This is a genomic window from Myroides sp. LJL115 (genome assembly GCF_054871665.1).
In genome coordinates, this window is sequence record NZ_JBTXLS010000005.1 from 1 (window position 1) to 12,789 (window position 12,789).

Here is a 12,789-nt window from a genome sequence, read left to right on the forward strand (position 1 = left end):
CTGCGGAATCCTTCAATGCTAAAATAAAACACTTCAGAACGATGTATAGAGGTGTTAGAGATAAAGCTTTTTTCTTATTTAGATTAACGCAACTTTTTGCGTAGTCCCCAACTTTTGCACTTGATCCATTGATCCCTAAACAAACTAAACATAAGGATAAACTACAAATAAAAAAGCCTTACATAGAGCTATGTAAGGCTTAATCTGTGGGCGATGAGGGATTCGAACCCCCGACCCCCTCGGTGTAAACGAGGTGCTCTGAACCAACTGAGCTAATCGCCCAAAACTGTCTTCAAACAAGTTTTGGATAAACTTAAATTCTTGTGGGCGATGAGGGATTCGAACCCCCGACCCCCTCGGTGTAAACGAGGTGCTCTGAACCAACTGAGCTAATCGCCCAAAACTGTCTTTAAACAAGTTTTGGATAAACTTAAATTCTTGTGGGCGATGAGGGATTCGAACCCCCGACCCCCTCGGTGTAAACGAGGTGCTCTGAACCAACTGAGCTAATCGCCCGAAACTGTCTTTAAACAAGTTTTGGATAAACTTAAATTCTTGTGGGCGATGAGGGATTCGAACCCCCGACCCCCTCGGTGTAAACGAGGTGCTCTGAACCAACTGAGCTAATCGCCCAAAAATGTCTTTAATACAAGTTTGGATTACGCTATTTTAGAAAAATGGTGGGCGATGAGGGATTCGAACCCCCGACCCCCTCGGTGTAAACGAGGTGCTCTGAACCAACTGAGCTAATCGCCCATTTTTCTTTTAAAAGAACGTATAATACTGTTGTTATTACGGGTGCAAATATACAACCTCATTTTAACTCTGCAAGCATTTTGTCACTTTTTTTATAAAATTTCTGCAACTACAAAAGTACTTCCACCTATATAAATAAAGTCTTCTGCTGCTGCTAAAGCCTTTGCCTTAACATAAGCCTCTGGTATTGAATCACAAACCTCGCCAATTAACCCATATTGTTTAGCTTTTTCCTGTAAAACAAAAGGATCCATTGCTCTTGAATTATCTGGTTTTGAAAATAAATAATTAGCCTCTTTAGGTAAGAATCCTAAAATACTGTCTAAATCCTTATCATTTACCACTCCAAAAACAATCCAAAGTTTGTCATAAGTCTGCTCTTTTAATTGTTGCATCACTATTTCTAATCCATGAGCATTATGTGCAGTGTCCGCAATAATAGTTGGACTGTGACCTAATTTTTGCCAACGTCCTAGAAAATGGGTATTCTCTACTACATGTAAAAGGCCTTGCTTTATAGCATCAGAAGAAATATTAAAATCATGTTTTAATACCTCCATGGCCTGACAAACACATCTAATATTATTCTTTTGATAAGATCCTTTTAAATCACTTTGAGGTAGTTCTTTATTATAAAGGTCTTGGGAAAAATATATAGGTGCATTTTTTTGCTTAGCTACTTCTAAAAAAACTTCTTTGGTTTCATGGGTATATTCACCGATTACCACTGGAGTGTTCTCCTTAATGATACCGGCTTTCTCCAAAGCAACCTTAGCTAAGGTATTTCCTAAAAAAGCGGTATGGTCTAATCCAATATTAGTAATTATACTTAAAAGTGGATTAATAATATTGGTGGCATCTAATCGTCCCCCCATTCCTACTTCAATAACTGCTACATCTACTTGCTGCTCCTTAAAATAAGCAAAAGCCATCGCTACAGTCATCTCAAAGAAGCTCAAATCATTTTGTTCAAAAAAAGATTTGTTATTGTGTATAAACTCTACTACAAAATCCTGGGATATTTCCTGACCACTTATTTTAATTCGCTCGCGAAAGTCTTTTAAATGTGGAGAGGTGTATAATCCTACTTTATAACCTGCTTGTTGTAAAATAGAACTAAGCATACTAGAGGTAGACCCTTTACCATTGGTTCCCGCTATATGTATGGTCTTAAAATCTTTTTGTGGATTACCTAAGTAATCACATAGTTTATAAATATTAGATAAATCTGCTTTATAAGCTACTGCACCTTGTATTTGGTACATAGGTAATTGAGCAAACATCCATTGTAAAGTTTGTTGATAAGTCATTTTCATACAATAAAGGCCTTAAGCCCCCACTCTAAAATTAATTACTATAAAGCCAATTTGTGTACTTGGAGCTTTTTGATCTGGTTTCCATCTAAAAGTCTTAGCTGTAGCAATAGCAGCATCAGTTAAACATTTAGCTGAATTAGTAGTTCCTTTAGTGTGTTGAGCAGAAATTACCCTTCCTGACTGATCTACTCGAATTTCCACCACTACAGTCCCCACTTCATTACAATCTGGGATTACTTGCCCTCTACTAGATAAAGAACGTCCATTTAATCCCCAACTAGCTCCTCCTCCACTTGTTTGGCCTTGTCCACTACCATAGGTAGAATTGGAATACATATCTCCATGCAAAGCACCTTGATCTCCTGTAGTATTACTTTGCCCTTGACCTTGTTCAGGCTTTCCAGTTTGCTTAGGTCCATTGATAAGTGAGGCTAAAGCATCCGTAGTACTTTGGCTTGGTTTTGGATCAGGCTTGGGTTCTGGCTTAACTACTGGTTCCGGCTGTACTACTTTCTCTACAGGTTTAGTTGTAGGTGTCTTCACCACAGGAGTCTCCACTGTATTTTGTGTTACAACCTCTTGTACTTCTTGGGTTTTCTTAGGTTCTGGTTTAGCAACCTCAGGAGTTGTTTCTATAATTTCCTTAGGCTGTACCTTTCCACTTCCTGTTTTACTATTACCAAAACTAATAGCTATCTCCCCTCCTGTTAAAATAGGTTGTTCTTCTACCTTGGGTAACTTCCAGAAAAAAATCAAAAGCAATAAAACTACAAAAATAGTAGAGGTTATCGCAAAGGATCGTCTTTGGCTATCTTCTTGGAGTATCTTCATATTATTTTGGCTGCACGGCCAATACAATTTTATAATTATTTCTATAAGCTATATCCATAACAAGCACTGCATCTTCCACAGGAACACCTTTAGATACGTGTAAAACAAGGTTAGGTTCTTGTTCGTCCTTCAAAGCCTCTTGTAATTCTACTTCCAAAACAGATGGATCTACTTTCTTTTGGTTGACAAAATAATTACTTTGAGGATCAATACTAACTGCAAGGCTTTCCACCGCATCGCTTTTACCCTCTGAATTAGGCAAAACCAAATCTAAAGCATTAGTAGTTGTCATCGTTGTAATGGCTACCATAAAGAAAATCAATAGTAAAAAAACAATATCTGTCATTGAAGACATATTGAATTCTGCTGATACTTTATTTCTTCCTCTAATATTCATTATGCAGGCTCATTTAAAAGATCTAAAAATTCGATAGCACTTGCCTCTAAATGATGTATTACTTTATCAATTTTAGAAACCAAGTGGTTATAACCTACATAGGCAATAATTCCAACAATTAAACCAGCAACAGTTGTCATCATCGCAGTATAAATACCCTCGGCTAAAACACTCATATCAATTCTAGCTGAACTTTGAGAAGACATTTCATGAAAGGCCATTACCATTCCCACAACCGTTCCTAAAAATCCAGTCATAGGACCAGCACCTGAAAGAGTTGCTAATAAGTTTAAGTTTTTTTCTAATTTGTAAATTTCAATTTTACCTGTATTCTCTATAGCTGTATTAATATCTTGAAGTGGTTTACCAATTCTAGAGATACCTTTATTAATTAATCGAGCAACAGGGGCATCAGTAGAGGCACAAAGTTCTTTTGCTTTATCAATTTTACCTTGAGCTAAGAATACTTTGATCTGCGTCATGAAATTTTGATCAATTTGAGCTGCTTTTTTAATAGCAAAAAAACGTTCAAAGTAAAGGTAGATTGTCATAAAAAGCATTATAAATAAAATAGCCATAATAGTCTGACCAATTATTCCACCGCTAAAAATTATTTCACTAATAGCAAGCTCCTTTTTAATGGCTTGTTCACCTTGTTCTATACCCTGCAAAGCAGCATTTGCAACTCCAACTGTATCCACTTGTAAGAAATGAATCATAAATAATTTTGTTTAAATTTTGTACGTATTTTTTTTTGCTTGACACAACAACTGCAAGAGTCATGCCGATAAGTTACTCTATTACTTTGCTTTTTAGTCAAATTAAGAGGTATTCCCCTTTTAAAAACCTAGAAATTTTATCCTATAGTTATTATTAGTCAAATATAAAATGTTTTTAGTCACAAACGAATCAAATACACGTTTTTTTATCTTCCAAATAGTAAGCTAAATATAAGATTTCCTCAGCTATAAAAACAACTGTCCACAAAATCTGAAGCTATACAAAGAAACAACCCTTATTTGAATTGGGTAAAGGGTTGATAAACCATTCCACCACAATGATCTTTGCTTGCTCCTGTAACACTGCTTAAAATATTATTTTGCCCTAAAAGCCGTAAAACTCCTAAAAAACCAAAAATAATAGCTTCTTTAAAATCCACGATATCTTTCGTTGGCACCACTAGGGCGAATTTATCACTCGAAGATCTTAATTGTTCTACTAAAAAAGCATTGTGACTTCCACCACCACTTAAGAGAACATCTTGCAAGGCATTATGCTCTAAAACCAACTTTATTTGCCTCACAATATGAGCCGTATAAGTACATAAAAAATCAGACGTAGATAAAGTATACTTCTGTAAAACAGGTTGTATATACTCCTGCACAAATTCTACACCTAAAGACTTTGGTCCTTGTACTTTGTAGTAATCTAAGGAATTTAACTCCTCTAACAAATTAACATTGACCTTACCTTGTTTACTCAGACCTCCATCCCTATCATACAATAATCCTTGCTTGGCTACAAAAGCATTTAGAACAATGTTCACTGGACAAATATCAAAAGCAATGCGTTTGTTGTGTGCATCAGTAAAGGAAATGTTAGCAAAACCTCCCAAATTCACACAAGCCTGGTATTTTGAAAAAAGTAAAGCATCCCCTAATGGCACTAGTGGAGCACCTTGTCCTTTTAAGGCTACATCTTGGGTACGAAAATCACATACCACCTTATGATTAATAAGATCCGCTAAAATTGGCAAATTGCCAATTTGCAAGGTATATCCTAAATCTGGCTTATGTAAAATGGTATGCCCATGAGAGCAAACAGCATCAATATTCTCTAGATTGTTCTGCGTAATAAAATCCTGAATTACTCCTGCTAAATAGACAGTAAAATCGTGATTTAACTGCTCAAGCTCTTCTTTGCTATAATGTAGAGCTTGTTGTAAGGTAGTTCGCCACTTTTGTTGATAGGGTACCGTTTGAGCCTCTTTAAGTGAAAAACTCCAACCCTTTTCTTTGTCTGAATCATAGTTAAATTTAACATATGCTAAATCAATTCCATCCAAAGAGGTACCGCTCATGACACCGACAATACTATAACAATATCTTCCCATGGCTATAAAAATACAGAAACTTGGTTGAATTATTAATTAAAATCATATATATTTGAGCACTACAAAAAACTAAATAAATATAAATTAAGAAAAACAAATGGATTTCAATTTAACGGAAGAGCAGTTGATGATTCAACAAGCTGCGCGCGATTTTGCTCAAACAGAGCTATTACCTGGGGTTATAGAAAGAGATGAACATTCAATCTTCCCTACAGAACAAGTTAAAAAACTTGGAGAGCTAGGATTTTTAGGAATGATGGTAGATCCAAAATATGGAGGTAGTGGTTTAGATAGCGTATCTTATGTATTAGCTATGGAAGAAATCGCTAAAGTAGATGCTTCTGCTGCAGTGGTTATGTCTGTAAACAACTCTTTAGTTTGTGCAGGGCTTGAAAAGTATGCAAGTGAAGAACAAAAAGAAAAATTCTTAGTTCCACTAGCTTCTGGTCAAGTAATCGGAGCATTTTGTTTATCAGAGCCTGAAGCAGGTTCAGATGCTACTTCTCAAAAAACTACAGCAATTGACATGGGAGATTATTACCTTGTTAATGGTACAAAAAACTGGATTACAAACGGAGGAACAGCAGATACTTTTATCGTAATTGCTCAAACCGATGCAGATAAAAAACACAAAGGAATCAATGCCTTAATTATTGAAAAAGGTACTCCTGGATTTGAGATTGGTGCAAAAGAACAAAAAATGGGAATTAGAGGTTCTGACACACACTCTTTAATGTTCACAGATGTGAAAGTTCCTAAAGCTAACAGAATTGGAGAAGATGGTTTTGGTTTTGCATTTGCAATGAATGTTTTAAACGGAGGAAGAATTGGTATTGCATCTCAAGCATTAGGTATTGCACAAGGAGCTTATGAGCTTTCTTTACAATATGCCAAGGAGCGTAAAGCTTTCGGAACTGAGATTATCAACCACCAAGCTATTGCATTTAAATTAGCAGATATGGCTACTAATATCTCTGCTGCACGTTTATTATGTATGAAAGCAGCTGCAGAAAAAGACCAAGGACAAGATATCTCTATCTCCGGTGCTATGGCTAAGCTATTTGCCTCAAAAACAGCAATGGACACCACTATAGAAGCAGTACAAATCCACGGTGGAAATGGATATGTAAGAGAATACCACGTAGAGAGAATGATGAGAGATGCTAAGATCACTCAAATCTATGAAGGTACTTCTGAGATCCAAAAAATCGTTATTTCAAGAGGTATTGCAAAATAATCCCTCTAAAAAAATAAAGTAAAATGGAGATATGTAATGTATCTCCATTTTTTTTCCTTTCCAATATATTCTTAGATTTTGCCTTACACTAGGATAAGAATCTTTACTATAGGAGTATAAGCTATGAAGTTGTTTTGTATTTTTGCAGTTGACTAACTTATCAAGTCCCTTATAATGAAGAATAGTTTATCCATTAAACTCAAAATATTTACCTTATATCTCATCCTATTGACCACCGTTATTTTATCGGGTGCATATATATATAGAGAAGCTAAAACTTTTACTGAGCCAGAGACAGCAATTCAACAGGAAAACAACAAAGCTTTTCTTGTAAGTACTATGATGAATAATATATTCAATTCGGAGTCTTACGCCAGAAATGCCATCCTTACTAATAATAAAAAAGACATTCGTCTTTATTATGCAGAGCTGGATACTATTGTTGGACAAATTGAACTTTTACAACAAGGAATTTCCGATAAAGTAGTACTAAATAAACTCGATACAGTAAAAGATTTACTTCTAAAAAAGAAAACAAGCTTTCAGGAATTATTAGTTGCTAGAGCAGCTATTGAGGATCAAAATAATTACGATGCAGCATTCTTAGAAATCTATGACATTAGACAGGAAATAGAAAAGAACATCGAACCTATCATTGTACAAACCACACAAAAAGAAAAAAGAGGTGCGCTTGCACGACTATTTAAAGGAGATCATACCGATACTATAAAAACAACAGTAAATTATCCTAGTATAGCAGACTCTTTAATTTCATCTATGCAAAAAATTATCCTAAGTACACAGGATAAAATCAAAGGTCAACAAAATATTTTATACCAAAGAGAACTACAGCTAATTGATCAAAATAAAATCATAACCGATCAATTAAATGACATTCTATTAGGAGTAGAAAAAAATATTATTTCCCTTTCTTACCAAAAAATAAATGAATCAAAATCCCATATAAGCACAGCTTCAACAAACATTGCATATATAGGTGGATCTGCCTTATTTGTTATTATCATACTTGGCTTTATTATTATAAAAGACATTAATCAAACCCAAGAAAATCGTCTAGCCCTAGAAAGATTAAACATTGAAAAAGAAGAACTTTTAAGAAGTAAAACAATGTTATTTGCAACAGTGACCCATGATTTACAGACTCCTTTAGGAAGCTTACTAGGCTTTAGTGATCTACTAGAGCAAAGTCTTTTAAATCAAAAGCAAAACCAATATATCGCGAACATAAAATCTTCGGGAAAATACATTGCAAACTTAATTCAAGACTTAACAGACTTTTCTAAATTAGAAAACAATAAAATCACCATTAGCTACACCAATACCAATATAAAGGATCTTTTACAAAGCTCTTGCTTTCCTTTATTAGTAATGGCTAATAACAAAAGCATAGAATTAACTTGGGATATTGAGCCAGACTTAGATCAAGAATTCTATGTAGATGGCTACCGTATTAAACAAATACTTACCAATCTTATCTCCAATGCTGTAAAATTTACCCAACAGGGATCTGTGCAAATCAAGGCAAGTAAGAAAGATATGGATCTAATCATTAAAGTAAAGGATACAGGAATAGGTATTGAACAAGATCAGTTAGATCAAATTTTCAAAGAATTCACCCAAGCCAATGCAGGTATTGAAAAGAAATTTGGTGGTACAGGATTAGGTTTAAATATTTCTAAACGTTTAGTAGAACTTCTAAAAGGAAGCATCAAAGTAGAAAGTACCCTTTCTAAAGGATCTACCTTTACAATAAGTTTACCTTTACAAGAAAAAATAGATGCTAAACCAAAAGATCTTGAATTAAATCTTTTAGCTAAAAATCTGTTTAAAAATCACCGAGTACTAATTGTAGATGATGATAAAATACAACTACAATTAATGCAGGAAATCTTCACTCCATTATTTAAAGAGACCATATTAATAAATGACTCTACAAAGGTGATTCCTGCTTTAGAAAAACAAAAAGTAGATATTATTCTAAGTGATATACAAATGCCGCAATTAGATGGTTTTGAACTTGTACAAAAAATAAAATCCACTACGACTTTTTGTGACATACCCATTATTGCACTTTCAGGCAAGAGAGATTTAAATCCTTTGGACTTTACTTCAGCTGGCTTTACTGCCTCCCACAATAAACCTCTGCATCTAAATATTTTGCTAATTATTATTGCAAAAGCTTTAAAAATAGAGGCTCAACTACAGGAAATAGAGGATAAAAAAGAAACACAAATACTACCTAATAGCACATCTTCTACCATGTATAGAATAGAAGATTTACAAAAATTCATAGGTCAAGATCTAGAGGCAATACAAAAAATACTTCTTATTTTTATGGAAAGTACTAGTGAGAATTTATTGGATTTAAGTTATGCCGAACAAGAATTGGACCTGACAATGGTTTCCAATATTGCCCATAAAATGCTACCCATGTTTAAACAACTTAAAGTCATAGAAGTTATACCATACTTAGAGGATTTAGAGCAGCGTCCTGGCGATCTTGAAAAGCAAAACAAACTACAATCCCATATACAACATCTCAATAAGAGCATAGCTTTGTTGATAAAGCAAATCAAAACAGATTACTTTTAAAATAAGGAGCCTATTGCTTACTATTTAAACTAGCAGATATAAAAAAGGGGGCTGTCTTCAATTGTGAGACAGCCCCCTTTTTATATGTATCTAAGATAAATTACCCAATACTTTCAACCATGACAAGCTCATTTGTGTCTTTGTCATAATCTATAGTGTCAAATTCGAAACCAAATAAATTAAAGAAATCTTTTCTGTATCCTTCAATATCAGAAATTTCAGCAATATTTTCACTTGTTACCTCATCCCATAACTTAGCTACTTCTTGTTGAACATCTTCTCTCATTTCTAAATCATCCACACGGATTCTTCCTTGCTCATCTAATTGTGTAGTTGAGCTATAAAGTCTCTCAGCAAATAAACGTTGCATTTGTTCAATACATCCCTCGTGAATTCCTTTTTCTTTCATTACTTTATATAGTAAAGAAATATATAAAGGAACTACTGGAATAGCAGAACTAGATTGAGTAACTAAAGCTTTATTTACAGAAACATAAGAAACTCCATTTAGATCTTTTAAATAATCATTTAAGTATTCTACAGTTTTCTCTAAGTCATTCTTAGCCATACCAATTGTACCATTACGGTAAATAGGGAAAGTTAACTCAGGCCCAATATAAGAATAAGCAACTGTTTTACATCCTTGAGCTAGTACTCCAGCTTGCTTTAATTCTTCCATCCAAAATTTCCAGTCTTCTCCACCCATAACAGCAATAGTGTTATCGATATCCTCCTCATTTTGGATTGGATCAATACTGATCTGAGAAACAGCTCCTGTATGGAAATCAACAGTTTTGTTAGTAAAAGGCTGTCCTATTGGCTTTAAAACCGAAGCATGTGCCACTCCTGTTTTAGGATGGGTTCTTCTAGGAGAAGCTAAACTATATACCACAAGATCTACTTGTCCTAAATCTTGTTTAATTAAATCAATAGTTTGTTTTTTAATATCATCAGAAAAAGCATCTCCATTGATACTCTTTGCATATAACCCTTGCTCATGCGCAAATGTCTCAAATGCAGCAGAATTATACCAACCTGCTGTACCTGGTTTGCCAGGAGCAGCTGGTTTCTCAAAAAACACTCCTATTGTAGCTGCATTGGATCCAAAGGCAGCAGAAATACGAGAAGCTAAACCAAAACCGGTAGAAGCTCCAATTACCAATACTTTTTTAGGACCATTTTCAATAAGTCCTTTTGATTTTACATACTCAATTTGCGTTTCAACATTTTTCGCACATCCTTCTGGATGAGAAGTTAAGCAAATAAATCCTCTTGTTCTAGGTTGTATTATCATTATAAATAATTTTCTACTTTTGAAATTAATTCTATCGTGCAAATTAAGCATTTTCTCTCAACAAACCATCGCTCTAATTTATATTTTTGATTTAGCTTCATTATTGGAAGTAAAACAAAGCATTTTAAAGGCTAATAAAAGAAACATTTATAAAATTATTTAGAATAAATAGACTAAAAAAAACTAAAAGCACCCCAGTATACAAGTATAAAAGGATGCTCTTAATGAGTAAAATACTGAATTTAAAACAATTTTACTATCTATAATTTAGTTATAATAAACTCACTTCTTCTATTCTCTAAATATTGTAACTCTGTACATGGTTGAACTTTACTACATTCATTAATTGGCTCTGTAGATCCCACCCCAATAGTTTTAATTCTACTTGGGCTTATTCCCTGTTTAACCAACCACTCCTTGGTTGAGTCTGCTCTTCTTTGAGATAAAACAAGGTTATATGTCGCAGCTCCTCTATTATCTGTATGAGATCGAACTAAAATAGTCATGGTAGGGTTTTCCACCATAATCTTATAAATATATTGTAACTCTATTTCGGCTCTACTAGTTATCGTAGCACTATCGAACTCAAAATAAATAGGCTCTAAGTTAAGTACCTTCATTAAATCTTGTCCTTCCTCAATCTGTAAAGCAGGAGCTACAGGTACACTGCGTTGCAATCCAAAATCAAAGAAGAATTTATTTCCTTGTTGAAAAGGATCAAAACCTATTTGAATATAATTATAATCTGGAGCTTGAACACTAATAGAGTATCCAATAAAAGTAGTAACCCCCTCCATTGTGTAATCTCCGTTTGGATTGCTTATCACACTACCTACAATATTATTATTGGAATCGTGCAAAGAAACTTGAGCATTGACAATAGGCTCTAAAGTAGCTAAATCATACACTCTACCATAAATAGTTTGGTGTTGACTTAAATCAATGCCCTCGGCCTCTCTAACGAAATACAAATCATCTTTACCTAAACCTCCAGGGCGATTCGAACTCATAAAACCATACTTTCCTTCACTATCTAAATAAAAAGCGAAGTCATCGTAAGCTGTATTTACAGATGGACCTAAATTCACAACAGATCCAAAACTTCCATCAGGGTAAAGTTGTACACCATATACATCTAAACCACCCATTCCTGGCTGACCATCTGAGGCAAAATACAATACATTCTCTTTGCTTATATATGGAAAGCTCTCCCTTGATTCTGTATTAATTTGAGAGCCTAAATTTTGAGGCGGCCCGTAAACACCTGAAGGTAAAATCTCCACTCTATATAAGTCACTATTACCAAATCCGCCATCTCTATCAGATACAAAATAAAGCCAATTTTCATCATTAGTTAGAGCAGGATGTGCAGTACTTGCTCCCTCTACATTAAAGGGCAATTTGACAATATTGGTCCACACTTTGCCATTATAAGTAGCTTTATAAAGATTCATATAATTGGTAGAGGAACCAGGCTTTTGATCTCTGTCATTACTAGAAAAATACATGGTTTTTTCATCCTTAGTAAAAGCAGGGGTAGATTGGTTAAATTTACTCTCAATTTGCTTGGAGAAAGGTTTTGTTTTTCCAATTCTTCCATCTATAAATACCTCAACGGAATATATTTTCGTAAAAGGATCATTAGTCCAAGAATGTATTCTTTGGTAGTAATTGGTACGCTCTTGAGAGGAAGAAAAAATCATACTTCCTTTATACATTGCAGAACCAAATTCAGCGTAAGGAGTATTTACACTTGGCATGTGTCTAACCCCATAAGCATAAGGATTACTCCTTAAAGTCTTCATATAATATTTATCCTTATTGTAAAGAATAACCCTATTATCACTTGGGTAAACTTGACTCATTCTATCCAATAGAGCATCTGCCTTTTGATAATCACCAGCATTCTTCAGAGTTTGAACATAATTGTAATATTGATCGGCCGTTGGGTTGAATCCACCTGTTATAAATAACTCATCATACCATTTTTTTGCATCTGCATATTGACCATTTACGAAATAAGACTCCGCTAAATTACTTAATACTCCTATGGACCTATCTCCTTTGGAAATAGCTCTTTCATAGTCTAAAATTGCCTCGGCAAATCCCATTTGATTAAACTCTCTATCCCCTTTGGTAGTAGCCTTGTTTTGAGCCACTCCTGTAAGAGGAAGACATAGCAAACCAATAACAACTAAACCTTTGTGTAAATATTTTTTCATAAGATAATTT

The 12,789-nt window shown here is 34.4% G+C and carries 9 protein-coding genes, 5 tRNA genes and 1 pseudogene; 3 read left to right on the forward strand and 12 right to left on the reverse strand.

Annotated elements, in window-relative coordinates; translation table 11 throughout:
• A pseudogene (locus tag ACYSNX_RS02135) lies at positions 1-104 on the forward strand (ISAon1 family transposase); the annotation flags it as partial.
• Positions 105-207: 103 nt separating this feature from the next.
• Here ACYSNX_RS02135 and ACYSNX_RS02140 read toward each other — a convergent pair.
• The 10 genes from ACYSNX_RS02140 to ACYSNX_RS02185 form a co-directional block, all read right to left on the reverse strand.
• Positions 208-282: transfer RNA gene (locus ACYSNX_RS02140), tRNA-Val, on the reverse strand.
• A 42-nt stretch (positions 283-324) separates the two neighbouring features.
• Positions 325-399 (reverse strand) — tRNA-Val (locus tag ACYSNX_RS02145).
• Positions 400-441: 42 nt separating this feature from the next.
• Positions 442-516 (reverse strand) — tRNA-Val (locus ACYSNX_RS02150).
• A 42-nt stretch (positions 517-558) separates the two neighbouring features.
• Positions 559-633, reverse strand: a tRNA-Val gene (locus ACYSNX_RS02155).
• A 45-nt stretch (positions 634-678) separates the two neighbouring features.
• Positions 679-756, reverse strand: a tRNA-Val gene (locus tag ACYSNX_RS02160).
• Between the two features lie 92 nt (positions 757-848).
• Entirely contained in the window at positions 849-2,066 is a 1,218-nt protein-coding gene (locus tag ACYSNX_RS02165; protein WP_461753120.1) for a bifunctional folylpolyglutamate synthase/dihydrofolate synthase, read from the reverse strand.
• An 18-nt stretch (positions 2,067-2,084) separates the two neighbouring features.
• Complete coding sequence (locus ACYSNX_RS02170; protein WP_461753045.1) at positions 2,085-2,903, reverse strand: energy transducer TonB; 819 nt, start codon at positions 2,901-2,903, stop codon at positions 2,085-2,087.
• Position 2,904: 1 nt separating this feature from the next.
• Positions 2,905-3,300, reverse strand: coding sequence for an ExbD/TolR family protein (locus tag ACYSNX_RS02175; protein WP_461753046.1), 396 nt, complete (start codon positions 3,298-3,300; stop codon positions 2,905-2,907).
• Positions 3,300-4,019 (reverse strand): MotA/TolQ/ExbB proton channel family protein, encoded by a 720-nt coding sequence (locus ACYSNX_RS02180; protein WP_461753047.1) that lies wholly within the window; start codon positions 4,017-4,019, stop codon positions 3,300-3,302. The genes ACYSNX_RS02175 and ACYSNX_RS02180 overlap by 1 nt, the downstream gene beginning before the upstream one ends.
• 296 nt (positions 4,020-4,315) lie before the next feature.
• Positions 4,316-5,413 (reverse strand): anhydro-N-acetylmuramic acid kinase, encoded by a 1,098-nt coding sequence (locus tag ACYSNX_RS02185; protein WP_461753048.1) that lies wholly within the window; start codon positions 5,411-5,413, stop codon positions 4,316-4,318.
• A 97-nt stretch (positions 5,414-5,510) separates the two neighbouring features.
• Between ACYSNX_RS02185 and ACYSNX_RS02190 the strand changes: the two genes are divergently transcribed.
• A complete protein-coding gene (locus ACYSNX_RS02190) occupies positions 5,511-6,650 on the forward strand; it encodes an acyl-CoA dehydrogenase family protein (protein WP_461753049.1) in 1,140 nt (379 codons plus the stop codon).
• A 174-nt stretch (positions 6,651-6,824) separates the two neighbouring features.
• The gene (locus tag ACYSNX_RS02195) at positions 6,825-9,263 is read left to right on the forward strand and encodes an ATP-binding protein (protein ID WP_461753050.1); all 2,439 of its coding nucleotides are present in this window, start codon (positions 6,825-6,827) and stop codon (positions 9,261-9,263) included.
• Between the two features lie 100 nt (positions 9,264-9,363).
• On the opposite strand, the gene fabV is transcribed toward ACYSNX_RS02195, so the two are convergent.
• Together fabV and ACYSNX_RS02205 are read right to left on the reverse strand one after the other, a co-directional pair.
• On the reverse strand, positions 9,364-10,557 hold the full coding sequence (gene fabV, locus ACYSNX_RS02200; protein WP_461753051.1) for an enoyl-ACP reductase FabV: 1,194 nt from the start codon (positions 10,555-10,557) through the stop codon (positions 9,364-9,366).
• 260 nt (positions 10,558-10,817) lie between these two features.
• On the reverse strand, positions 10,818-12,779 hold the full coding sequence (locus ACYSNX_RS02205) for an OmpA family protein (protein WP_461753052.1): 1,962 nt from the start codon (positions 12,777-12,779) through the stop codon (positions 10,818-10,820).
• Between the last annotated feature and the right edge of the window lie 10 nt (positions 12,780-12,789).